Raw genomic sequence first — 21,778 nt, forward strand, 5'->3', positions numbered from 1 at the left:
GGGAACACCCCGTGGTGGTTCGCCGTTGAACAACTCGTGGGTGTGGATGGGACAGTGTCCCCGGGCCTCACCTTTTGCCCACAGGGACGATCGTTCGGCTGAAGCCCTGTGGAGCCTTTCGCCGAGAGGCGACCGCCATCCGCGCCCACACCTCGACTGCCCCGACCGGTCTCCCCCCGTCCGGTCGGGGCTTCTTGTCGTCGGCTTCCGGATCGCCGGATCAGGCCGCCACGCCCGCCGCGAAGTCCCCCAGATCCGCGGTGAGTCGCGTCGCGTGTGTGGCGAACAGGCCGTGTCCGGCGTTCTCGTACACCGTGAGGACGGCGCCGGGGACGAGCGCGGCGGTGCGGCGGCCGGTCAGCTCCAGCGGCGCCGAGTCGTCATGGGTGCCGTGGATCACCAGGACCGGCAGGTCCAGCTTGGCCAGTTCGGGAGCGACGTCGAGGCCGGCGACCAGCTCGCCGAGCGCGATGCCGGCCCGGGCGGTGGCTCCGTGGCAGGCGCGGACCATGGACTGGACGTAGGCGTCGGAGAGTTCGTTGCCGGGCCGGTCGAGCGCGAAGAACGCGTGGGCGCCGTCGGCGAAGAAGGCGGCCCGGTCGCGCCGGAAGTCGTCGACGACCGCCCGCGTCACCTCCGGGGCGAGGCCCTCGGGGTTGTTCTCCGAGCGCACCAGTCCGGGCGCCACCCCGGCGACGAGCGCGAGCCGGGCCACCCGCTCGTCGCCGTGCCGGGTCAGACAGCGCACGGCCTCTGCGGTGCCGACGGAGTGCGCGACGAGGGTGACGTCCCGCAGGTCCAGGTGGTCGAGCAGACCCTGGACGTCGTCGGCGAGGCTGTCCAGGTCGAAGCCGCCCCATGCGTCGTCGGAGCGGCCGTGCCCGCGCCGGTCGAAGCCGACGCAGCGGTAGCCACGCTCCGCCAGCGGGACCGTCTGGAACTCCCACATCCCGGTGCCGAAGTAGGCGCTGTTCACAAAGACGATCACGGGTCCGTCGGCCGGTCCGTGGTCGACGTAGTGCAGGCGGGTGTCGTCGACGGGGCTCGCGAAGTACGGCATGGGAGTCCTCCTGATGGACCGGGGATCCGGTGGGCGGGTACGTCTCTCATCCTTCCGGCGGCGGTCGCGGAGCGCGATTACCTCAGAGGTCAGGGTCCGGTCCCCGGCCGGGCGTGCCGCCGCCCGGAACCGGGGTACTCGACCGGTTCCCCACGGCCTACGGCGGGAGATGATCAAGGTGAGCGGCAAGGTGGTCGTCACGGGCGCCACCGGCAACGTCGGGACCAGTGTCGTGCGGCTGCTGGCGGAGGATCCCGAGGTCGAGTCGGTGGTCGGACTGGCACGGCGGGCACCCGAGTGGTCGCCGGCGAAGACGGAATGGGCGGAGGTGGATCTGTCCGTCGAAGCCGCGGACATCTCCGGGCATCTGACGGACGCGGACGCGGTGGTGCATCTGGCCTGGGCGTTCCAGCCGACGCACGATCCGGCGGTTACCTGGCGGACCAATGTGCTGGGCGGTATGCGGCTGTTCGAGGCGGTCGCGGCGGCGAACGTGCCGGTGCTCGTGCACGCGTCGTCCGTGGGCGCGTACTCGCCGGGGCCGAAGGACGAGGCGGTCGACGAGTCGTGGCCGACACATGGCTGGCCGGACGCCGCGTACTGCCGGGAGAAGGCCTACCTGGAGCGGGCGCTGGACGGCTTCGAGCGGCAGCACCCAGCGGTGCGGGTCGTGCGGATGCGGCCGGCTTTCCTGTTCAAGCGGGAGTCGGCGAGCGAGCAGCGGCGGATCTTCGGCGGGCGGTTCCTGCCCGGCCCGGCGGTGCGGCCCGAACTGCTGCCGTTCCTGCCGGACATCCCCGGGCTGCGGGTGCAGGCGCTGCACACGGACGACGCGGCGGAGGCGTACCGGCTGGCGGTGCACTCCGAGGTGAGCGGGGCGTTCAATCTGGCGGCCGACCCGCCGGTGGACGCCGGTCTGCTCGGCGAGATGCTCGACGCCCGCCCCGTGCGGCTGCCCCGGACGGCGGCCCGCTCGGCCATCGCCGCCGCGTGGGGTCTGCGTCTGCTGCCGGCCTCCCCGCATCTCTTCGACGCGGTCCTGCGGCTGCCCCTGATGGACTGCACCCGGGCACACACGGAACTGGGCTGGCGGCCGCGGCACACGGCGACGGAGGTACTGGAGGAGTTCCTGCAGGGCCTGCGCGCCGGCGCGGGCGCCCCGACGGAACCTATGCGGGGCAGGAAGGTGGGGTGAGGCGGGAAGGTGGGCTGACGCTGACGCGGACGGAAATACGGGCGCCGCGCACAGTCGGGACGCCGGTCGCCCGCGCCCCCCGGCGCCCTCCCGGAACGGCGGTCGTCGCACCGTCGGCGGTACTCGCTCGCGCGCCCCGACGCCCAGCCGGAACGCCGTCGCCGCGACCCCCGGCTCCCTGCCGGAACGGCGGTCGGGCCGGTCGTCGCGCCCCCAAGTCGCGGCGGCCGGCGTCAGTGAGCCGAAGGGCCGCCGCGGACGCCGCGGGCTGTCGGGCTCAGGCGCTGGGCTCCTCGGGGGCTGGGTGCTCGGGGTTCACCGTCGCCGCGTGTGGGGCGCCGCGGCGGCCCGTGCCCGCCTCGTCGGTGTCGGGCACGTCGTCCTCCGGGCCGTCCGGGTGGTCCTCCTGGTCGATCTCCCAGGGGTCCTCTTCCTGCCCGGCCTGCTGGTCCGGCATGTCCCGCGGCACCGGATCGCCGCCCTGACCCTGACCCGCTCCCTCGCGATGATCTGCCACGACCCGCTCCCTCCGTGGCGTGGTGACTGCCGTACAGGCAGACGCGAGTACCTCGGCGGGGCGTCGCGAAACGCCGCTCAGTGGGGCGCCCGGTCCTCCAGCGCCGACTGCCACGCCGGTGCCGGCCCGGCGGGCGCGGGCTCGGGGCGGCGGCCGCCGTGGGCGAAGAAGTCGGCCAGCGGGAGGATCGCGGCGCCCACGGTCACCGCGTCCGGCCCGAGCCGGCCGAGGTCGACGGTGACCTTCTCGGCGGGGTGGCGCAGGGCGTACGACATCGCGTGCCGGCGTACGGCGGGCAGGAACCGGGTGCCGAGCTGGAGGCCGGCCCAGCCGCCGATGAGGATGCGTTCGGGCTGGAAGAGGTTGATCAGGTCGGAGAGCCCGGCGCCGAGGTACTCGGCGGTCTCCTCCAGCACGGCGAGGGCGACCGGGTCGGGGGCGCCGCCCTCGGCCGGGTAGGCGGCGGCGAGCATCGCGGTCAGCGCGGTCTCCTCGTCGGTGTCCTCCGGCGGCCGGCCGCCCTCCTCGCGCCAGCGGTCGAGGAGCGCCTCCGCTCCCGCGTAGGCCTCCAGACAGCCGAGGGCCCCGCAGCGGCAGCGGCGGCCCCGGACGCGGACGGTGAGGTGGCCCCATTCCACGGCCCGGCCGTGCTCCACGTCGGGGGTGACCAGGCAGGCGCCGACGCCGGAGCCGAAGAGGACGACCACGGCGTTGTCGGCGCCGCGTCCGCCGCCGAACCACATCTCGGCCTGGCCGAGCGTCTTGGCGCCGTTGTCGATGAAGTAGGGCACGCTGTCGGGCAGCGGGGAGCCCTCGCGCAGCAGCGCCTCCAGGGGCACGGCGTCCCAGCCGATGGTCTGGCCGTGGACGACGGCTCCGCGCTCGGGCGTGCGCTCGACGATGCCGGGGACGCCGATGCCGACGCCGAGCAGCCGTTCGGGGGCGAGGCCAGCGGTGGCCAGCACCTCGGCGACGCCGTCGCGGATGTGGCCGACGATGCCCTCGACCTCGTAGCGGCGCTGGGCCAGCGGCCGTTCGGCGCGGGCCAGTTCGGTGAGGGTCAGGTCGAACAGCTCGACGCGGACGCGCGTCTCGCCGACATCCACGCCGATCATGTGGCCGCTGCTGGGTGCGACGCGCAGCAGGGTGCGGGGGCGGCCGCCGTCGGAGTCGACGCTGCCTGCCTCCTCCACCAGCCCGTCGGCGACCAGGTCGGCGACGACGTTGCTGACCGAGCCGGAGCTCAGGCCGGTGGCCGGGCCGAGTTCGAAGCGGCTGAGCGGGCCGTCGAAGTAGAGGCGTTGCAGTACGACCGTGCGGTTGGCCCGCCTGAGATCGCGCACCGTGCGCCCGTTCCGCCCCGCCATATGGCTTCCTCCGTACCCAGTCCGACCTGCAACATACCTCTGCGGGCACGGCTCGCGCGACATTCCTCCAACCCTTAGTTCACGATGTGAGCTAAGAGAGGCCGACTCCAGGGGCCAAGAGAGACCGGCTCCAGGGTCCAGGGTACGGAACGCCGGCCTACGCGCCGGGGATCCGGTCGGCCGGGGCGGCACGGGCGGTCCCCGCGCCCTCGGGGGCGCCGAAGCGGGCCAGTGTGTGCCACACCATCTTGAGGTCCTGGAGCTCATGACGGCCGGTGCGAGCGGCGTTCCCGAGGATGCGCGGGTCCACCTGACCGTCCTCGGCGATACGGGCGCCCAGGTCGGCGAACTCCCGCCCCCGGTAGTCGGCGTGGCGATACAGGCCGGCCACGTCGATGCGGTAGCCGGGGTGCCACTCGACGGGGCAGGGCAGGGCGCGGGCGGCGGCCTCCACGGCGGTGCCGCGGTAGCAGGCGTCCAGGACGAGGGCCTCCACGTCCCGGGCGAGGTCGACGCCGCCGTGCACCTGGGCCTCGATGTAGTCGTTGAGGGGGTCCTGCTCGTCCGCCTCGGCCAGGGCGATCAGGGACAGGCGGGCCGCGGTGCCGAAGTCGCCGGGCTCGGCCGCGCTGTCGGGATAGCAGAAGGTGGCGCGGGCCAGGACGGCGCCGGTGAGCCGGAAGTGCGAGGAGCCGAACCTCGGGGCGGCGCCCACGACTTGGCGGCGGAAGTTCAGCGCACCGTACACGGGCCGCTCGACGGGGTCGGCGTCGTCGTAGGCCCCGCCGAAGATACGGCTCTCCCAGCGCCAGCGGTCGCCGCCGGGGTGGGCGGTGAGGCCGCCGTTGCTGGTGCCGGTGACGAACTGCGAGTGGTAGACGCCGTCGCGGGCCAGGGCGTCGAGGATCGCCAGGCCGCCGGCCGCGCGGTCGGGGTGGAAGTTCAGGGTGATGCGCAGATCCGGGTCGAGGGCCGGTCCGGTGGCCCGCTGCCCGACGTACTCCACGGCCGCCCGCACCCGGCGTGACGACGTCTCCTGGAAATCCACTGGCCCCACCCATCCCCGTGTTCCTACGCTGAAACCGAAACCTAGACCCCCTAGGTTTCGGAACGATGATCTTTCACTGGAGGCTATCCTCATGCGCCCGCTCACCGAGCAGGAGATCCGCGGCTCCTTCGTCAACTGCTCCCAGGGGGAGGCCAAGCGGCTGGCGGTCCCGCGCGATCTCGGCGAACGCCTCTGGGACGACCTCGACTTCCTCGGCTGGCGGGATCCCGGGGCACCCGACCGCAGCTACCTCGTGACCGAGCGGGACGGGCGGTTCGTCGGCGTCACTCTGCGTTTTCCGGCCTCCCAGCGGGGCTTCCCGCACCGCAGCATGTGCTCGCTGTGCCTGACGACGCACCCCGGGGGCGGGGTCTCGCTGATGACCGCCCGCAAGGCGGGGGCGGCGGGCCGCGAGGGCAACTCGGTGGGCCTCTACATGTGCACGGACCTCGCGTGCTCGCTGTACGTCCGGGGCCGGAAGGTGCCGGAATCGGGGGGGGCGCTTCGAGGAGACCCTCACCCTGGAGGAGCAGATCGCCCGCACGACGGGCAACCTGTCCGCGTTCCTCGACAAGCTGTACGCGTGAGGCGGGACGGCCTCTACCGGGCCCCGGGGCCGGTCCAGTGGGGGTCGCGGCCCAGGAAGGCCAGCAGGGTCTCCGCGCTGTCCTGGTCCTCGGTCGTCTCCCTGGCGGGCGCGAAGACCTGGTAGGCGTCGCGCAGGTGGTCCACCAGCTGGTCGGCGGCGGGGCGGAGCGCCTCGGCCAGCTCGGGCGTGAGCGGACGGTCCTGGCCGGTGGCGACGGCGATGTCCCAGGCGTGCACGGCCGCGTCGAGCGCCGCCGCTCCGGCGGCGATCGGCAGGGGCAGCGATCCGAGGGGGGTGGAGACCTGCTCGGCGCCGGCGGGGAAGGCGGCGTACACGTCCGCCACCGCCCGCAGCACCTTCTCCAGCTCGACCACGGGGTCCCCGTCGAGGGCGTCGACCGGCTTGAACGGGTCGACGTCCGGCCGGCCGCCGGTCGGCACCAGGCCGTACGCCTGCTGGTCGATGCGCGCGTGGTTGAGGACCTGGCGGACCGTCCACCCGTCGCACGGCGTCGGTGCGCCCCACTCGCTCTCGCGGACCCCGGCGACCACCTCCCGCAGGTACGCGTGCGCGTGCGTGAGGACGTCGATGTCCCGTGTGTTCCCCATGGTGCGTTTCCTCCCCGTCGTCTTCCGACCGTTCCGCATTTCCAGCCGTTGGAAAGAATCTACGGACCCTTGCGGACAGGTATGGTCCGCAAAGGAACGTTCGAGGTCGCCGGGGACGGGGAACAGGCCAAGGGATGCGAGTTGTACGTGAGGCGGCCGTGCCGCTGGCGCGGGTCGTGCGGTGGCACCGGGAGCCCGTGGTCGTCCAGGCGCTGCGGTCCACTGTCGCGGCGACGGTGGCGTATGTCGTCGCCCTGCACCTGTCCCCCGAGCCGGCCCCGCTGACCGCGCCACTGACCGCGCTGCTGGTCGTCCAGGTCACGCTGTACGCCACGCTCACCAACAGCTATCGCCGGGTCAACTCCGTGGTGGCCGGTGTGCTGGTCGCCATCGCCTTCAGCCAGCTGGTGGGACTGACCTGGTGGAGCCTCGCCCTGGTGATCATGGCCTCGCTGGCCGTGGGGCACCTGGTGCGCGTCGACGAGTACGTGCCCGAGGTGGCCATCAGCGCCATGCTGGTGCTCGGCGTCACCACCGTCGGCGACACGGCCTGGGCCCGGATCGTGGAAACGTTGATCGGCGCGGTCGTGGGACTCGCCTGCAACCTGCTGCTCGCGCCACCCGTATGGGTGGACGAGGCCGGCGAGTCCATCGAGGGGCTGGCCCGGCGGGTGCGGCAGCTGATGCTGCACGTCGGCGAGCAGGCCGCCGGCCGCACCCGGTACGAGGAGGCCGCCGCCAAGCTGCACGAGGCCCGCCGGCTAGACCACGAGATCGTGGAGGTCGACGCGGCGCTGCGCCAGGCGGAGGACAGCCTGCGGCTCAATCCACGCGTGCGTGAGGGTCTGCTGCACCGGGTGGTGCTGCGCACCGGTCTGGACACGCTGGAGATCTGCACGGTCGTCCTGCGCGTGCTGGCCCGCTCGCTCACCGACCTCGCCAAGGAACGCGACCCCGAGCCGCTCTTCCCGGCCGAGACCGGGGCCACCGTCGACCAGCTGCTGACCGAGGTGGCCGACGCGGTGGTCAGTTTCGCGGTCCTGGTCACCACGCACGTCAGCAGCAACGCCGACGCGGCGGAGGCCCGGCTCACCACCGAGCTGCGGCAGGCGGCCACCACCCGCGACAAGCTGGCCCAGCTGCTGCTGGAGCAGCTCCAGCACGACACCCGCCAGTGGCAGCTGCACGGCGCCGTACTGACCGAGGTCAACCGCATCCTCGACGAGCTCGACACCGAGCACCGCTCGCGCCGGCTCCTGGAGGAGCTGGACCGGGTCAGCGCCGAGCAGCGCGAGCGCAGGCCGTGGCTGACGCGGCTGCAGGGGATGCTTTCCGGCCGCCTCGGCCGGAACCGCGGGGCGTCCACCGGTCGTTCTCTCTGACGACGCCGGTCCGTGCGGCCCGGCGTCGACCGGGCCTCCCCGACGGGGGCCCTGCACCACGAGGAGGGGATCGCGGGGATGACCGACAGCGCCGTTCGGATCGACGGGAACACACTGCGGCTGCCGGGCGGGGTGGCGGTGCGCTTCGTGCGCACGCTCCGGCTGCCGGAGACGGGCACGCATGCGCTGCCGCCGGGCCTGGGCGAGTTCCCGGTCCGCCGGATCTCCGACTACGCCGACACCGCGCCCGCCGAGTGGCTCGCGCGCGGGGGCGTGATGCTGCCGGTGTATCTGCGCGAGGCCATGTGGCTGAGCTTCGCGGGGACGACCGAGCCGGCCGCGCTCCAGGTCGGCGTGGGCAAGGTGTGCGCGGTCTCCGGCAAGCGGTGGAGCGGCCGGCTGTCCCGGCACCCGCAGAACTACGTGGTGCTGCCCCGCCAGCCCTGGCTGGACGGCATCAACTCCGGCAAGGGCACGGTCCGCCAGTTCGTGGCCGTGCCGCTGGGGCTGGGGGCGACCGTGGAGGGGCAGGTCACCGGCGAGGAGGTCTGGGGCGGTGTCCAGCTCCAGTCGTTCCCGCTCAGCGAGCGCCGGCTGGCCGAGTGGCGTGAGCAGGAGCGGCACCGGGCCAGGCCGGCCTTCGGCGGCGGGTACGGCGCGCCGCCGCCCGTGGCCGGTGCGGTCCCGGCCCCCCTGGCCGCCGCCGCGCCGGGGGCCGCCCCGGCCGCGCCCCGGGCCGCCGCCGCGATGGGCCTGGGGGTGGGCGGCTCGATGCGGCAGGAGGTCTACCGGGACGAGCGGCCCCTGAAGGACTGGGCGAAGGAGCCGGCGGGCCGGGTGTTCGTACACCTGGTGACGCCCCCGGAGTGGCGCCGCATCACCGGCGAGGCCCCACCGCCCTCGCCGGTGGACCGCGCCGCGTACACCCGCGCGGGACTGCCCTGGTTCGACTACTACGACGAGGACGCACGGGATCTCGCCCCCACGGACACGCTGGGCGCGGTGAAGCCGGTCGGCGAGTGGCTCGGCGACGACCTCGACCCGTGGGAGCCACCCGCACCGGGCCAGATCACCCCCCCCTGAAGGACGCTCCGGGCAAGCCGGTGGAGGACGGCGACTGGTAGGCCGCTGAAGGCGGTCCCCGCGCAGGCCAGTGGAGGGCGGCGGCCGACAGACTGCTTGGCGTTCCGGGCCCCCCGAAGGCCAGCCCGCGCGGACGGTGACCGGTAGGCGCCGTATGCCTTCCGGGCCACTCCGCGCCGGCCAGGGACGGATGGCATCCGATAGGCCGCTTTTGCGTTCCGGGGCCCGAACGGGTCAAGGTGGCTGTCGCGGATGGGACGAGCGGCGAGCCGAGGGACGGACATGGGCAGCGGGGCGGCACGGGCACACCGGGGCTGGAGCAGGCGTCGCTTCGTCGGCGCGCTCGGTGCCGCGGTGGCCACGGGCGTCTCCGTCGCCGGATGCGGTGACGGGAACGGGAGCGGGAGCGAGGGCCGACGCGGGGAGGGCGGCTCGGCGTCCGGCAGCCCCTCGGTGCCGGGCTCTGCGGGCGCGGCCCCCACGTCTCCCGCGCCGCAGCCGTCCTCCGCGTCGCCGGAGTCCTCCCCTCGCCCTCTCTACCTGGGCACCTACACCTCCGCCAAGGGCGGCGGCCGGGGCATCGGCATCGCCGCCTACGACCCGACCTCCGGCCGGATCACCCGCACCGGCACGCTCACCGGCGTCCCCGACCCGTCGTACCTCGCGGCGCACCCCGACGGCCGCACCCTGTACGCGGTCAACGAGCGCAGCCGGGGCACGGTGACCGCCGTCCGGCTCGCCGACCGCGAGATCCTCGGCACCCGGGCCACCGGAGGCGCGCACCCCTGCCATCTCTCGGTGCACCCCGGGGGACGGTGGCTGCTGAGCGCCGACTACGGCTCCGGCAGTGTGGCCGTGCACCCGATCGACGCCTCGGGGGCGCTGGGTGAGCACACCGACGTGGTGACGCACCGCAGGCCCGCGCCCGGCCCCGGTCAACAGGGCCCGCACGCCCACCAGTTCGTCACCGCTCCCGACGGCGGTCATGTCCTCGCCGTGGACCTGGGTACGGACACCGTCTACAGCTACCGCCTGGACGAGCGGACCGGCACCCTGCGTGAGGTCGCGCAGGCGCACGCCCGGCCGGGCGCGGGGCCGCGCCATCTGGTCTTCCATCCGGGCGGCCGGTTCGCCTATCTGGCCAACGAGTCCGACGACACGGTCACGGTCTGCGCCTACGATCCCTCGACGGGCCGGCTGGCCATCGGCGCCCCGCAGTCCACGGGTTCGCGCCCGGGTGTCACCAACTACCCGGCGCAGCTGGTGGTCTCACCGGACGGGGGACACGCCTATCTCGCCAACCGGGGCGCGAACACGCTCGCGCGGTACGCGGTGGAGGCGGACGGCGCGCGGCTGCGCCTGCTGGGGACGGTCCCGGTGGCCGGCGACTTCCCGCGCCAGATCGCCCTCGCGCCGGGCGGCCGGCTGCTGTTCGCGGCGAACCAGCGGTCGAGCACGGTCAGCGTCTTCCACGTCACGGCGGAGGACGGTGAACTGCGGCTGGCGGACGAACCGTTCGCCTCACCCGTCGCGGTCTGCGCGCTGCCACTGTAGGACGCGCGGGCTTCGGCTCGCGCTACCGCTATAGGGCGCGCGGGCTTCGGCTCGCCCCTCGCCTCACCCCTCGCCGTCCGTGCGCTGCCAGTGCAGGACGCGCGGGCAGGCGGCGCGGCTCGCCTGGGTGAGCAGGGCGTGCACGCGTTCGGTGAGTTGGGCGACGTCGTCGGCGGGCGTGTGGAAGGGCAGGCGTACGTCGCCGTGGGCGCGGGCCCGTTCGACGCGCAGGGTCAGTCCGTGCCGGTCGACGGCGAGGGGCTGGACGCGGACGGCGCCGTGCAGGCTGTCGGGGGTGACGAGCCGGGTGAGGCGCTCGACGGCGTCGGGGTGGGCGTCGGCGAGATGGGTCAGCAGCTGGGCCTCGGCCCCGGAGAGCGGGTCGGGCGCGGCGGCGGCGAACTCGTCGAGGTCGACGACGACGGCACCGGAGCGCTGCTTCAGCACCATGCGGGTGGCGTGGAAGGCGAGCCGGTCGTCCTCAGGGGTGAACCACCCGGCCAGCCACAGGCGTGCGCGGATCCGGTCCCGGACGGGGACGGGCGCCACATCGGCGAACTCCAGCACGGCGGCGGGCTCGCCGCGCGGGGCGCAGAGCGCGGCGGTGAGCAGCGCGCCGTCCTCGGGCACGCGCAGCAGGACGCGGCCGTCCTCGGCGACGGCGTGCGCGCCGACGAACTCCTCGCGGGCGCCGTCCGCGGTCACCGTGCAGGACCACGCGGTGGCGAGTACGGTCCGCGCCCGCTGTGCCGCGCACGGGGCCGCCGTCCACTCCTGCCTGTCACCCATCCCAGACCTCCTTAGGTAAGCCTTGCCTAACCTATCGGACATCGGGGCGCACGCCAACCACGCCCGCCGCCACGTCAGGCGATGACGCCCAGCAGGGCCCGCGCACACAGCTCCCGCACCTGCTCCCTGGTCAGATCGGCCCCGCGCAGCCACTCCAGGCACACCGCCGTGGTGAACGCCAGCCAACCGCGCACCGCCAGCCGCACATCGGCCCGCTCCTCGAAGACGGGCCCGAACTCGGGGTCCGCCGCGAGCGCGGCGAGGATCTGGCGTTCCTGGGCGGCCAGCGCCCGCTGATACACCCGGCGCACGGCCTGGTCACCGGCCGCGTCCGCGCGATGGAAGGCCCGGTAGCCGTGGGCATGCGCCTGGACGTACTCCAGGTAGGTGTCGAGTCCGGCCGTGAGCTGTTCGCGTACAGGGATGCCGGGCACCGCCGCCGTCATGCGCAGCATCCGCCCGCTCTCCCGCTCCACGACCGCCGCGAAGAAGTCCCGCTTGGTCGGGAAGTAGTGGTAGAGCAGCCCGCGCGAGACGCCGGCGATCTCGGCCACCTGCTCGATCCACACCTCGTCGTAGGGACTCTCCGAGAACAGCCGCGCCCCGACCGACAGGAGCTGCTCCCGGCGCTCCTCCGTGCTGAGCCGACGGCGGGTGCGTTCACCCTGGTTCGCAGCCATACCCGCACCTTACTTGACGCCGGTTCAACAGCGGCACCAGACTGGTGCGGCCTATTGAACTCACATATAACAAGCTCGAACCGCCGCTCGATCAAAGGAGATCGCGTCATGGTGGCATCGCCGTCGAAGGGGTTCCGCAGCGCCGAACTGGGCTGGCCCGAACTGCGTCGCATCCCGCACCCGCCGTACCGCCTGCCCCTGCTGGGGGACGTCGTCGGCGCGAACCGGAAGACCCCGATCCAGGGCTCGATGCGCTACGCCCGCCAGCTGGGACCGATCTTCCGGCGGCGGGCGTTCGGTAAGGAGTTCGTGTTCGTGTGGGGCGCCGGACTGGCCGCCGACCTCGCCGACGAGACCCGGTTCGCCAAGCACGTGGGACTGGGCATAGCCAATCTGCGGCCGGTCGTCGGGGACGCGCTGTTCACGGCGTACAACCACGAGCCCAGCTGGCAGCTCGCGCATGACGTGCTGGCCCCCGGCTTCAGCCGGGAGGCCATGGCCGCGTACCACCCGATGATGCTGGACGCGGCGCGCCGGCTCACCGACCACTGGGACGACGCGGTGGCGGCGGGACGGTCGGTGGACGTGCCCGGGGACATGACCAAGCTGACGCTGGAGACCATAGCCCGCACCGGGTTCGGGCACGACTTCGGATCCTTCGAGCGGTCCCGGCCGCATCCCTTCGTCACCGCGATGGTCGGCACGCTGACCTACGCCCAACGGCTCAACACCGTGCCCGCGCCCGCGCTGCCCCTGCTGCGCGACGCGCGCCGGCGGAACGACGCCGACATCGCCTACCTCAACCGCACCGTCGACGAGTTGGTGCGCGCCCGGCGCGCGGAGGGCGGCGGGAACGGCGATCTGCTCGACCGGATGCTGGAGACGGCCCATCCGGAGACGGGTGAGCGGCTGTCCGCGCGGAACGTGCGCCGCCAGGTCATCACCTTCCTGGTCGCGGGCCACGAGACCACCTCGGGCGCGCTCTCCTTCGCACTGCACTACCTCTCCCGCCACCCGGACGTCGCCGCCCGCGCCCGCGCCGAGGTGGACCGGGTGTGGGGCGGAGCGGAGGTCCCGGGATACGACCAGGTGGCCCGGCTGCGCCTGGTCCGCCGAGTCCTGGACGAGTCGCTGCGGCTGTGGCCGACGGCGCCCGCCTTCGCCCGCGAGGCCAGGGAGGACACCGTGCTCGGCGGGGAGCACCCGATGCGGCGGGGCGCCTGGGCGCTGGTGCTGACGGCGATGCTGCACCGCGATCCGGACGTGTGGGGCCAGGACGCGGAGCGCTTCGACCCCGACCGGTTCGACGCGGCGGCCGTGCGTACCCGGCCGCCGCACACTTTCAAGCCGTTCGGGACCGGGGCGCGGGCCTGTATCGGGCGGCAGTTCGCGCTGCACGAGGCGACGCTGGTGCTCGGGCTGCTGCTGCGCCGCTACGAGCTGCGGCCGGACCCCGCCTACCGGCTGCGGGTGACCGAGCGGCTCACCCTGATGCCGGAGGGACTGCGGCTGCACCTGGACCGGCGCACCCCCGCTCCGGCGGCCCGCCGATCCGCCGAGGAAGAGGAGACGGCCGGGTCAGAGCCCCGCTGTCCAGTGCACCGGGCGGGCGACTGAGCCGGGCAGCCGCGTGCCGGCACTCCCCCGGGCCGCGTTGACCTGGGGCTGGGTCAGGAAGAACGCGCCGGTCAGGTCGGCGTCGGTGAGGTCGGTGTCGCGCAGGTCCACCCCGATCAGATCCGCGCCGCGCAGATCGGCGCCGGTGAGATCGGCGGCGATCAGCAGGGCGCCCCGCAGATTCGCGCCGCGCAGATCGGCGCCCCTGAGGCGGGCGCCCATCAGATCCGCGCCCCGGCGCTCCTTCTTCCGGCCCTTGCCCGGGATGCCGGCGCGGGCCAGTTCACTGCTCTTGAGCAGCAGGACGTTCACGTCTTGGCGGTGGGCCGCGACATCGAGGTCGGCCAGCGCGTCCGGGGTCTGCCGGGTCAGCTCCTCGGTCCTGTCCAGCGCGCGGCGCAGCTCGGCGTGGAGCGGCCGGGCGGCGGGCAGGGTGAGGGCCTCGGTGAGATACCAGAGCAGTTCGTGCAGCTGGCGCACGACCGGGAAGACGTCGAACATGCGGCGCGCCTCGGCCGCGGGTGCCGTACGCCAGTCCCGGCCGCCGAAGGTGACCTGGGAGACCTTCTGGCCGGCGCCGAAGCAGTCGTAGACGGTGCAGCCGGTGAAGCCCCGCTGCCGCAGCCGCGCGTGGATGCCGCAGCGGTGGTCGTCCCCGAGGTTGGGGCAGGGCGTCCCGGCGCCCTTGTCGAGTGCGAAGTCCGCGGAGCGGGCGAAGGGGAGGGCCACACAGCAGAGCCCGAAGCAGCTCCCGCAGTCACCGCGCAGGTCGTCCCGGCCGGCCATCTGATCTTGCATACGGTTCAGCATACGGAATGCCCGGCCGACGACCTCACCGCTGAGTTTCCCGCGCTGTGGGGGTCCTCTCATCCAACGGAAAACAAAGGGCGCTATCACTGAGGACAAGCCGACCGGCAGCAGTGACAGCCACGCGTCGAGGAGAGGCCATGTGCAGCCACCAGCCAGCGTGCCCACCCGCGGACAGCCCGGACCACCGCGACGCCGCCGTCGTGTCGGCCCATCCCGAGCAGGGCTGGAGCCTGCTGTGCAACGGGACCATCGTCTTCGACGACACCGGTGAACTGCTGCCCGACGGGCGGGCCGTGGGCCGGCTCGCCGTCCCCGCCTGACTCAGGGACCGGCGAGGTCCGGCACCGGAAGAGCGGCCAGGCGCTCCTCGTCGGCCAGGATGTGCAGGGCGACGATCCGGCCGTCGACCACGGTGACGCCCATGACGGACAGCAGCCGGCCCTCGGCGACGTTGAGGACACCGACCTCCCCGCCGACCAGCGCCGGCCGCCCGTACGGGGCGAACTGCCGGAAGAGCAGGGCCTGTTCGGCGACCGCACGGGCGCCGTGCACCACCTTCGACGCGGCCGCGCCCCGCACCAGCGCCCCGGAGTCGGCGCGCAGCACCACATCCGGGTCGAGCACGGCGAGCAGCGCGTCGAAGTCACCGGCGCGGGCGGCCGCCATGAACGCGTCGACCACCTCGCGCTGCCGGGCCACATCGGGTTCGGCCGACGGCGTGGCTCCCCGCACCCGGCGCCGGGCCCGGCTGGCGAGCTGCCGGGTGGCGGCCGGGGTGCGCTCCACGATCGGCGCGATGTCGTCGAACGGCACGGCGAACATGTCGTGCAGCACGAACGCCAGCCGCTCGGCGGGCTCCAGGGTCTCCAGCACGATCAGCAGGGCGAGCCCCACCGAGTCGGCCTGGAGGACCTCCGCCTCCGGGTCGATCCGGGACAGGGGGCTGATCACCGGATCGGGCACATGCGGGTCAAGGCCGTCGTCCATGGGCTGCTCGCGGCGGGCGGCGCGCGAGCGGAGCAGGTCCAGGCAGACCCGGCCGATCACCGTGGTCAGCCAGCCCCCCAGATTGCGTACGTCACCGGTGTCGGCCCGGCTGAGCTTGAGCCAGGTCTCCTGGACGGCGTCCTCGGCCTCGGCGAGCGAGCCGAGCATCCGGTAGGCGACGGCCTTCAGGCGCCCGCGGTGCTCCTCGAAGCGGTCCGCCAGCAGGTCGGTGTCCTCCACGTGGTCCCCCCTCAGCGCGGAAACAGTTCGAACGCGACCGCGGGCCGACCGCCGAAGCGCTCCCCGGCGGACTGCGCCACTCCGGTCAGGAATCCCCTGACATACTGCTCGGGCTCCTCGTCGGTCAACGCCTCGATATAGGTGCGGTGTTCGAGCAGCGACCGCACCGCGCGCTCCAGACCGGGCGTCGCGTCCACCGCGTGGGTGGGGGTCGCGGATCCCGCTACGGCGACCCAGCGCACGCCGTTCCACGGCTCCAGGCCCTGTGCGACGAGCTCGGGGAAGATCCAGCGGTTGCCCGCGTCGGCGGCCGCGTCGAGGGTGGCCCGGCCGACCGCCACATGGTCCGGGGTGTTCCAGGCGACGCCGCCCCAGGTGTCCCGGTGGTTGAGCGTGATCACCAGTTCGGGGCGGTGCCGACGGATCGCGGCGGCTATGTCGCGGCGCAGGGCCGTGCCGTACTCGATGACGCCGTCACGGTGGTCGAGGAACTCCACGCTCGACACGCCCACGACGGCCGCGCTCGCCCGCTGCTCCTGCTCCCGCAAGGGGCCGCAGCGGGCGGGGTCCAGGGTGTCGATGCCGGCCTCGCCGCGGGTCGCCAGCACGTAGGCGGTCTCGCGGCCGGCGTCGGTCCAGGCGGCGATCGCGGCGGAGCAGCCGTACTCGAGGTCGTCGGGGTGGGCGACGACGGCTAGCGCTCGGTGCCAATCCTCAGGCAGGGGGGCGAGTTGAGTGATCGTCGGCTCGGTCATGTGCGCACCTTAGCTCCAGCTCGGGGGCCGTTGTGATCTGCGGGCCGGTGGGGGCTTGTCGCGCAGTTCCTCGCGCCCCTTTCGGGGCGCGTCTCCTTCGGGGGGCTCTAAGCCTCGTCGCGTGTCAACGCCAAGAGTCTGTCCAGCACGCGCTGTCCTCCAGCCCTCACCCCGTCGTGTTCGTACTCGTTCGTCACCCAAGTGCGCAGGCCGCGGATCGTTCGGGCCGTTCGCAGGGAGTGGTCCGTGTCCACGTACATGTCGTCGTGGTAGATCGCGGCCGCTACCGGGACCTCGTTGGCCGCCAGGCGCGCCGGGTCGTACAGGGGGGTCCAGTCGGTGCGGGCGGCGAGGAGGTCGGCGGTCTCGCGCAAGGGGCGCAGCGCGGGGTCGCAGTCGAACATCCAGGGGTGGATCGTCTCGCCGGTGAACAGCAGGGGCGCGTCGCCCGCGAGGGTCTTGGCCGCGTCGAACTGCGGGAACTCGGGGCGGACGCGTTCGGCGGCCCAGGCGGTGGGGCCGGCGTCCTGGGCGTAGGTCGCCTCGTGGACGAGGGCGTACAGGGGGTGGCCGGCGTACGACAGCAGGCTCTGCGTCTCCTCCTGGAAGGCGTCGGACAGCTCCGGGCCGCGTGGGGTGGTCACGAACGCCTCTTCGAGGAGGAAGTGCAGCCGGTGGCTGCCCTCGCTGCCGCCGAGCAGGATGCCCAGGGACTGGAAGGCCTCGGCCGTGAGCCGGTAGCCGTTCGGGAGGGTGACGTCCCGGGTGAGCAGATGGTCGGCGATGCGGCGGGCGCGCTCGACGTCCTGCGGGTAGCGGGCGTAGTGCGCGGCGACCTTGCGCTCGATGCGCGGGTAGGCGGCGCGGTAGACGTCGTCGGCGTGGGCGTCGAGGGAGGGCAGGCCGCCGGTGATCACGGCGGCGGTGAGCGCCTCGGGGGCGGTGGAGAGGTAGGTGACCGTGCAGAAGCCGCCGAAGCTCTGGCCGAGGACGGTCCAGGGGGCGCCGCCGGTGACCTCGCGGCGGATCAGCTCGCAGTCGCGGACGATCGCGTCGGCGCGGAAGTGCGCGAGGTAGTCGGCCTGGGCGGCGGGGCCGCCGCGCAGCGGCAGGGTCTGGCGGTTGGCGGGGGTGGAGTGGCCGGTGCCGCGCTGGTCGAGGAGGAGGACGCGGTACTCCTTCAGGGCGCGGCCCAGCCAGGCCTGCCGGCCGACGAAGCGGTTGGCGCCGAAGCCGGGGCCGCCCTGGAGGTAGAGCAGCCACGGCAGATCCAGGTGGGCCTTGTCGCTCGCGACGACCTCACGGGCGTACAGCACGATCGTCTCCCCGGCCGGGTCGGCGTGGTCGAGGGGCACGGTGAAGTGGCGGTCGGTGAGGACGACGCCTGGCTGACGGTAGGTCGCGGTCAACGGGGCTCCCGGGACGTGGGTGTGCGGGCCGTCCCAGTTCAGCACAGAGGGGGGCGGCCATCACTCCGGGGAATCATGAACCGTTACTGAACGGCCGCTCAGCGCGCCGACAGGCTGGAGCGTCGGACGACCAGTTCCGGCTGGAGCACCACCCGTCGGTGCTCGTGCGGGCGCCCGTCCTCGCTCTCCTCGGTCTCCTCCAGGAGGAGTTCCGCGGCGAGGGCGCCCAGGGTGACGGCGGGCTGGCGGACCGAGGTGAGCGGGACGGCCGCGGCGGCGGCGAACTCGATGTCGTCGTAGCCGACGATGGCGAGGTCGTCGGGGACGCTCACGCCGGCCGCGTACATCGCCTGGAGGACACCGAGGGCGAGCAGGTCGTTGGCGCAGAAGACGGCGGTGGGGCGGTCGGCGAGGCCGAGCAGCCGGGCGCCGGCGTCGCGGCCGGCGGCCACGTCGAGGCGTTCGGTGGGCAGCTCGCGCAGACGCTCGGGGCCGAGGCCCGCCTCGGTGAGCGCGTTCAGGGCGCCGGTGCGGCGGTCGCGGACCTGGTTGAAGCCGGGCGGGCCGCTGACGTAGGCGATGGAGCGGTGTCCGGCGTCGATGAGGTGGCGGACGGCGAGCGCGCCGCCCGCGACGTCGTCGACGGAGACCGAGCACTCGGTGGTGCCCTCGGCGACCCGGTCGACGAGCACGAAGGGGATGCCGTGGCGGCGGAAGGAGTCGATGTTGCGGCCGGTGGCGTCGGCCGGGGTGAGCAGCACGCCCCGCACGCGCTGCTCGGCGAAGAGGGAGAGGTATTCGGCCTCCTCGCCGACGCTCTCCGCGCTGTTGCAGACCATGACGCCGAGCCCGGCCTCCCGGGCGGCCCGTTCGGCACCACGGGCCACGTCCACGAAGAAGGGGTTGCCCATGTCGAGGACGAGCAGGCCCATGATCCGGCTGCGCCCCGCGCGCAGCTGGCGCGCGGACTCGCTGCGGACGTAGCCGAGCCGGTCGATCGCGGACAGGACACGGGCCCGTGTCTCGGTCGCCACGGTGTCCGGGCGGTTGATCACGTTGGACACCGTGCCGACGGAGACTCCGGCGGCGCGGGCGACGTCCTTGATACCCACCGACTGGGCCATCGGGCTTCAGACCTCCAGGTGAACGGGGTACGGCGGGGAGAGCTTCACATTACCGTCACGCCGCCGTATCGCTGACCGGGTCACGCGGGCAGCGCGAAGTCGGCGACGTGGAGAGGCGACGGCGTGGTTCCGGTGGACTTCTCCTGGTACATGAACGACAGGGTGTGGTCGGCCCTGACCCGGAGTTCGTCGATCACGACCTCGCCGAAGGCGTTCAGTCCGCCGCCGTCGAACAGCAGCGTCCAGTCGCTGTATCCGGACGCCTTCGAGGCGCCGGCGATCCGGCCGAAGGGGAAGATCGCGTAGGCGTTGTCGTACGCGTCCAGGATCAGCTTGGTGCGCTGGCTGGAACCGAGCGGGACGGGGATCTCCGTCTTCTGCCAGGTGCCCGAGGCGTTCTTGCGGAGATGGAAGGCGCGGCCGTTGGCGGTGCGGTCGCCGACGTAGTTCGTGGTGCACTGGCCGAAGCGGCCGGGGACGTAGCTGATGATCGCGTGGGGCAGTCCGGCGGAGTCGGTGAACTGGCTCTCCTGGTTCATCAGGGAGTGGTCGGGGTCGAGGGAGTCGACGACCAGGCCCGCGTCGGTGACGTTCACCGTGTCGGAGGTGCCGGTGGTGGCGACGAGGGTGCCCGCGTCGTTGCGCCAGGTGCGGCCCCGGTCGGTGGAGTAGACGTAGCCGGTGTCGTGGTTGGTGATGCCGCCGCTGTTGCACATGACGGCGCCGTTCTGCTCGCGCCAGGTGAAGAAGGAGTGCAGCCGGCCGTTGACGTCGTAGTCGATGCCGTGCAGGTACATGTTGCGGGCGGTGCTGGTGCCGTGCGAGCTGGTGTAGGTGCCGGTCGAGCCGGACCACTCCCCGAGCGCCTTCCAGGCCGAACCGTCGTACTCGGCGAGGGCGTTGCGGCCGTTGCCGGAGATGCCGACGCGGTAGCTGAGCTGGAGCCTGCCCTCGGGGGTGGAGATGAACTGGGGATAGGTGAACTGCGAGGTGAGGGCGAGGCCGTCGAGCGTGGTCCGCACGGCGCCGAAGACCGACGACGTCCAGGGGGTGGTGGCCGGGTTGTCGAGGAGGCCGGCGACGGACTTGACGTAGAAGTAGCCGTCGCTGTGCGAGTCCATGTTGAGGTGCAGGCGCCCGTCGACCTGGGAGACGCCCATGGAGATGACGTTGTGGGAGTCGCTGGTCTTGAGGACGTGGGAGAGGGTGACGGTCGACCAGGTGGTGCCGCCGAGGACGCGGCGGGCGACGACCGCGTTGCCGGTGGCGGTGTACCAGGTCGCGTACTGGTGGCCCTGGTACGTCAACAGGCCGTTCTTCTGGAACGAGTTGTTGTTGACGAGGCCGTCGTAGGAGACGAAGAAGACGGCGCTCGCGTCGAGCAGGGTCGTGCCCCGGGCGGTGACCGAGGGGCCGGGGTCGGCTGCGCGGGCGGTGCCCGCGGCGGGCAGGGGGGTCGCCGCGGCGCCGGCGAGGGCGCCGGTCAGCAGGGTGCGTCGTCTCATCTCGGGGGGCTCCGTCGTCATGCCAGGTGGAACACTTCGGTGAGGGGTTTCATGGCCTCGTCGGGCCGGGCGCTGTCCAAGGACTCGAAGAACGGGCCCATCTCCGCCTGCCAGCGGGCGTTGACGTCGGTGGCTTCCATGCCGGCGAGCGCGGCCTCGAAGTCCTCGGTCTCCAGATAGCCGACGAGCAGGCCGTCGTCTCTCAGGAAGAGGGAGTAGTTGTGCCAGCCGGTGGCCGAGAGCGCTTCGAGCATCTCCGGCCACACGGCGGCGTGGCGTTCGCGGTACTCGGCGATGCGGTCCTGTCGGACCTTGAGCAGGAAGCAGACGCGCTGCATGAAGGACCGCCCCGGGGCTAGAAGGTGAACCGGTCGATGTTCTTGGCGTCGAAGACGGTGGGCTTGCCCAGGTTGATCACGCCGTCCTTGCCGATGGTGTACGTGGTGTCGCCGGCCTTGAAGGTCTCGCCCTCCTTGCCGGTGATCTGGCCGGAGACGAGGGCGACGGCGGTGCGGGCGGCGAGGTCGCCGAGCTTCGCCGGGTCCCACAGCTCGAAGCCGTCGACGGTGCCGTTCTTGACGTACTTGCGCATGTCGTTGGGGGTGCCGAGGCCGGTCAGCTTGACCTTGCCCTTGTACTTGGAGCCCGAGAGGTACTGGGCTGCGGCCTTGATGCCGACGGTGGTCGGGGAGATGATCCCCTTCAGGTTCGGGTACTGCTGGAGCAGGCCCTGGGTCTGCTGGAAGGACTGCTGGGCGTCGTCGTTGCCGTAGGCGATCTTGACCAGCTTGACGTCCTTGTACTTCGGGTCGGCCAGCTCCTTCTTCATGTAGTCGATCCACACGTTCTGGTTGGTCGCGGTCTGCGCGGCCGACAGGATCGCGATCTCGCCCTTGTAGCCGATCTGCTCCGCGAGCAGCTGCACCTCGGTGCGGCCGAGGTCCTCGGCGGACGCCTGCGAGACGAAGGCGTTGCGGCACTCGGGCTTGGTGTCGGAGTCGTAGGTGACGACCTTCATGCCGTTGCTCATGGCCTGCTTGAGCGCGGTGCACAGGGCGCCCGGGTCCTGCGCGGAGACGGCCATCGCGTCGACCTGCTGCTGGGTGAGCGTGTTGACGTAGCTCACCTGCCCGGAGGTGTCGGTGGCGCTGGACGGGCCGACCTCCTTGTAGCGGGAGCCCAGTTCCTTCAGGGCCGTCTCGCCGCCCTTGTCGGCGGAGGTGAAGTAGGGGTTGTTGACCTGCTTGGGCAGGAAGCCGACGGTCAGCCCCTTCTTGGTGGCCGCGTTCGGGTCGGCCTTTCCGGCGGAGGAGGCCGAGCCGGCGCCCTCGTTCTTCACGTCCTCCTTGGTGGTGCCGCCGCAGGCGGTCGCGGCGAGGGCGAGCGAGGAGACGGCGGCGAGGGCCACGCAGGCACGGCGGAGGGATGACTTGGACATGGCGGGGTCCTTCTGGAGGGA

The 21,778-nt window shown here is 72.9% G+C and carries 20 protein-coding genes and 2 pseudogenes; 7 read left to right on the plus strand and 15 right to left on the minus strand.

Going from position 1 to position 21,778, the window contains the following annotated elements; all coding sequences use genetic code 11:
* Positions 1 to 220: 220 nt before the first annotated feature.
* Positions 221 to 1,060, minus strand: a complete 840-nt coding sequence (locus ACZ5NW_RS20840) for an alpha/beta fold hydrolase (RefSeq protein ID WP_468745340.1) — start codon at positions 1,058 to 1,060, stop codon at positions 221 to 223.
* 169 nt (positions 1,061 to 1,229) lie between these two features.
* Between ACZ5NW_RS20840 and ACZ5NW_RS20845 the strand changes: the two genes are divergently transcribed.
* Entirely contained in the window at positions 1,230 to 2,255 is a 1,026-nt protein-coding gene (locus ACZ5NW_RS20845) for an SDR family oxidoreductase (protein ID WP_468745341.1), read from the plus strand.
* A 277-nt stretch (positions 2,256 to 2,532) separates the two neighbouring features.
* On the opposite strand, the gene ACZ5NW_RS20850 is transcribed toward ACZ5NW_RS20845, so the two are convergent.
* The 3 genes from ACZ5NW_RS20850 to ACZ5NW_RS20860 all read right to left on the minus strand — a co-directional run bounded on the left by ACZ5NW_RS20850 (position 2,533) and on the right by ACZ5NW_RS20860 (position 5,157).
* The gene (locus ACZ5NW_RS20850; protein WP_468745342.1) at positions 2,533 to 2,772 is read right to left on the minus strand and encodes a hypothetical protein; all 240 of its coding nucleotides are present in this window, start codon (positions 2,770 to 2,772) and stop codon (positions 2,533 to 2,535) included.
* A gap of 77 nt (positions 2,773 to 2,849) precedes the next feature.
* Complete coding sequence (locus tag ACZ5NW_RS20855) at positions 2,850 to 4,139, minus strand: ROK family protein (protein WP_468745343.1); 1,290 nt, start codon at positions 4,137 to 4,139, stop codon at positions 2,850 to 2,852.
* Positions 4,140 to 4,296: 157 nt separating this feature from the next.
* Positions 4,297 to 5,157 (minus strand): DUF3626 domain-containing protein, encoded by an 861-nt coding sequence (locus ACZ5NW_RS20860; RefSeq protein WP_468745641.1) that lies wholly within the window; start codon positions 5,155 to 5,157, stop codon positions 4,297 to 4,299.
* A 121-nt stretch (positions 5,158 to 5,278) separates the two neighbouring features.
* On the opposite strand from ACZ5NW_RS20860, the pseudogene ACZ5NW_RS20865 reads away from it, so the two are divergent.
* Positions 5,279 to 5,774 (plus strand): annotated as a pseudogene (locus ACZ5NW_RS20865) (FBP domain-containing protein).
* 13 nt (positions 5,775 to 5,787) lie between these two features.
* On the opposite strand, the gene ACZ5NW_RS20870 reads toward ACZ5NW_RS20865, so the two are convergent.
* Positions 5,788 to 6,384 (minus strand): TIGR03086 family metal-binding protein, encoded by a 597-nt coding sequence (locus ACZ5NW_RS20870; protein WP_468745344.1) that lies wholly within the window; start codon positions 6,382 to 6,384, stop codon positions 5,788 to 5,790.
* A 134-nt stretch (positions 6,385 to 6,518) separates the two neighbouring features.
* Between ACZ5NW_RS20870 and ACZ5NW_RS20875 the strand changes: the two genes are divergently transcribed.
* The 3 genes and pseudogenes from ACZ5NW_RS20875 to ACZ5NW_RS20885 all read left to right on the plus strand — a co-directional run bounded on the left by ACZ5NW_RS20875 (position 6,519) and on the right by ACZ5NW_RS20885 (position 10,403).
* On the plus strand, positions 6,519 to 7,766 hold the full coding sequence (locus ACZ5NW_RS20875) for an FUSC family protein (RefSeq protein ID WP_468745345.1): 1,248 nt from the start codon (positions 6,519 to 6,521) through the stop codon (positions 7,764 to 7,766).
* Between the two features lie 78 nt (positions 7,767 to 7,844).
* A pseudogene (locus tag ACZ5NW_RS20880) lies at positions 7,845 to 8,890 on the plus strand (hypothetical protein).
* A gap of 211 nt (positions 8,891 to 9,101) precedes the next feature.
* Positions 9,102 to 10,403, plus strand: a complete 1,302-nt coding sequence (locus ACZ5NW_RS20885; RefSeq protein ID WP_468745346.1) for a lactonase family protein — start codon at positions 9,102 to 9,104, stop codon at positions 10,401 to 10,403.
* Between the two features lie 63 nt (positions 10,404 to 10,466).
* Here the strand turns inward: ACZ5NW_RS20885 and ACZ5NW_RS20890 are convergent, their stop codons facing one another.
* Together ACZ5NW_RS20890 and ACZ5NW_RS20895 are read right to left on the minus strand one after the other, a co-directional pair.
* On the minus strand, positions 10,467 to 11,192 hold the full coding sequence (locus ACZ5NW_RS20890; RefSeq protein ID WP_468745347.1) for a DUF2470 domain-containing protein: 726 nt from the start codon (positions 11,190 to 11,192) through the stop codon (positions 10,467 to 10,469).
* Between the two features lie 74 nt (positions 11,193 to 11,266).
* The gene (locus ACZ5NW_RS20895) at positions 11,267 to 11,872 is read right to left on the minus strand and encodes a TetR/AcrR family transcriptional regulator (RefSeq protein WP_468745348.1); all 606 of its coding nucleotides are present in this window, start codon (positions 11,870 to 11,872) and stop codon (positions 11,267 to 11,269) included.
* Positions 11,873 to 11,980: 108 nt separating this feature from the next.
* Between ACZ5NW_RS20895 and ACZ5NW_RS20900 the strand changes: the two genes are divergently transcribed.
* A complete protein-coding gene (locus ACZ5NW_RS20900) occupies positions 11,981 to 13,489 on the plus strand; it encodes a cytochrome P450 (protein WP_468745349.1) in 1,509 nt (502 codons plus the stop codon).
* Here ACZ5NW_RS20900 and ACZ5NW_RS20905 read toward each other — a convergent pair.
* The gene (locus tag ACZ5NW_RS20905; RefSeq protein ID WP_468745350.1) at positions 13,451 to 14,287 is read right to left on the minus strand and encodes a pentapeptide repeat-containing protein; all 837 of its coding nucleotides are present in this window, start codon (positions 14,285 to 14,287) and stop codon (positions 13,451 to 13,453) included. The two genes, ACZ5NW_RS20900 and ACZ5NW_RS20905, sit on opposite strands and share 39 nt — an antisense overlap.
* A 149-nt stretch (positions 14,288 to 14,436) precedes the next feature.
* On the opposite strand from ACZ5NW_RS20905, the gene ACZ5NW_RS20910 reads away from it, so the two are divergent.
* A complete protein-coding gene (locus tag ACZ5NW_RS20910; protein ID WP_468745351.1) occupies positions 14,437 to 14,619 on the plus strand; it encodes a DUF5999 family protein in 183 nt (60 codons plus the stop codon).
* Position 14,620: 1 nt separating this feature from the next.
* Here the strand turns inward: ACZ5NW_RS20910 and ACZ5NW_RS20915 are convergent, their stop codons facing one another.
* The 7 genes from ACZ5NW_RS20915 to rhaS all read right to left on the minus strand — a co-directional run bounded on the left by ACZ5NW_RS20915 (position 14,621) and on the right by rhaS (position 21,757).
* Positions 14,621 to 15,526: a sigma-70 family RNA polymerase sigma factor gene (locus ACZ5NW_RS20915; RefSeq protein ID WP_468745352.1), complete on the minus strand. Its 906-nt coding sequence runs from the start codon at positions 15,524 to 15,526 to the stop codon at positions 14,621 to 14,623.
* 11 nt (positions 15,527 to 15,537) lie between these two features.
* Positions 15,538 to 16,281: a PIG-L deacetylase family protein gene (locus ACZ5NW_RS20920; RefSeq protein WP_468745353.1), complete on the minus strand. Its 744-nt coding sequence runs from the start codon at positions 16,279 to 16,281 to the stop codon at positions 15,538 to 15,540.
* Positions 16,282 to 16,388: 107 nt separating this feature from the next.
* Positions 16,389 to 17,690, minus strand: coding sequence for an alpha/beta fold hydrolase (locus ACZ5NW_RS20925; protein ID WP_468745354.1), 1,302 nt, complete (start codon positions 17,688 to 17,690; stop codon positions 16,389 to 16,391).
* Positions 17,691 to 17,788: 98 nt separating this feature from the next.
* A complete protein-coding gene (locus ACZ5NW_RS20930) occupies positions 17,789 to 18,814 on the minus strand; it encodes a LacI family DNA-binding transcriptional regulator (protein WP_468745355.1) in 1,026 nt (341 codons plus the stop codon).
* A gap of 80 nt (positions 18,815 to 18,894) precedes the next feature.
* Positions 18,895 to 20,319: a BNR repeat-containing protein gene (locus tag ACZ5NW_RS20935; RefSeq protein ID WP_468745356.1), complete on the minus strand. Its 1,425-nt coding sequence runs from the start codon at positions 20,317 to 20,319 to the stop codon at positions 18,895 to 18,897.
* 17 nt (positions 20,320 to 20,336) lie between these two features.
* Entirely contained in the window at positions 20,337 to 20,657 is a 321-nt protein-coding gene (locus ACZ5NW_RS20940; RefSeq protein WP_468745357.1) for an L-rhamnose mutarotase, read from the minus strand.
* 17 nt (positions 20,658 to 20,674) lie between these two features.
* Positions 20,675 to 21,757: a rhamnose ABC transporter substrate-binding protein gene (rhaS, locus tag ACZ5NW_RS20945; protein WP_468745358.1), complete on the minus strand. Its 1,083-nt coding sequence runs from the start codon at positions 21,755 to 21,757 to the stop codon at positions 20,675 to 20,677.
* Between the last annotated feature and the right edge of the window lie 21 nt (positions 21,758 to 21,778).

Source organism: Streptomyces sp. NPDC032126 (assembly GCF_055580085.1).

Coding starts and splice junctions, on each gene's coding strand:
- ACZ5NW_RS20840 (WP_468745340.1), bottom strand. CDS start 1,060: ATGCCGTACTTCGCGAGCCCCGTCGACGACACCCGCCTGCACTACGTC.
- ACZ5NW_RS20845 (WP_468745341.1), top strand. CDS start 1,230: ATGATCAAGGTGAGCGGCAAGGTGGTCGTCACGGGCGCCACCGGCAAC.
- ACZ5NW_RS20855 (WP_468745343.1), bottom strand. CDS start 4,139: ATGGCGGGGCGGAACGGGCGCACGGTGCGCGATCTCAGGCGGGCCAAC.
- ACZ5NW_RS20870 (WP_468745344.1), bottom strand. CDS start 6,384: ATGGGGAACACACGGGACATCGACGTCCTCACGCACGCGCACGCGTAC.
- ACZ5NW_RS20875 (WP_468745345.1), top strand. CDS start 6,519: ATGCGAGTTGTACGTGAGGCGGCCGTGCCGCTGGCGCGGGTCGTGCGG.
- ACZ5NW_RS20885 (WP_468745346.1), top strand. CDS start 9,102: ATGGGACGAGCGGCGAGCCGAGGGACGGACATGGGCAGCGGGGCGGCA.
- ACZ5NW_RS20890 (WP_468745347.1), bottom strand. CDS start 11,192: ATGGGTGACAGGCAGGAGTGGACGGCGGCCCCGTGCGCGGCACAGCGG.
- ACZ5NW_RS20895 (WP_468745348.1), bottom strand. CDS start 11,872: ATGGCTGCGAACCAGGGTGAACGCACCCGCCGTCGGCTCAGCACGGAG.
- ACZ5NW_RS20900 (WP_468745349.1), top strand. CDS start 11,981: ATGGTGGCATCGCCGTCGAAGGGGTTCCGCAGCGCCGAACTGGGCTGG.
- ACZ5NW_RS20905 (WP_468745350.1), bottom strand. CDS start 14,287: ATGCAAGATCAGATGGCCGGCCGGGACGACCTGCGCGGTGACTGCGGG.
- ACZ5NW_RS20910 (WP_468745351.1), top strand. CDS start 14,437: ATGTGCAGCCACCAGCCAGCGTGCCCACCCGCGGACAGCCCGGACCAC.
- ACZ5NW_RS20920 (WP_468745353.1), bottom strand. CDS start 16,281: ATGACCGAGCCGACGATCACTCAACTCGCCCCCCTGCCTGAGGATTGG.
- ACZ5NW_RS20930 (WP_468745355.1), bottom strand. CDS start 18,814: ATGGCCCAGTCGGTGGGTATCAAGGACGTCGCCCGCGCCGCCGGAGTC.
- ACZ5NW_RS20935 (WP_468745356.1), bottom strand. CDS start 20,319: ATGAGACGACGCACCCTGCTGACCGGCGCCCTCGCCGGCGCCGCGGCG.
- ACZ5NW_RS20940 (WP_468745357.1), bottom strand. CDS start 20,657: ATGCAGCGCGTCTGCTTCCTGCTCAAGGTCCGACAGGACCGCATCGCC.
- rhaS (WP_468745358.1), bottom strand. CDS start 21,757: ATGTCCAAGTCATCCCTCCGCCGTGCCTGCGTGGCCCTCGCCGCCGTC.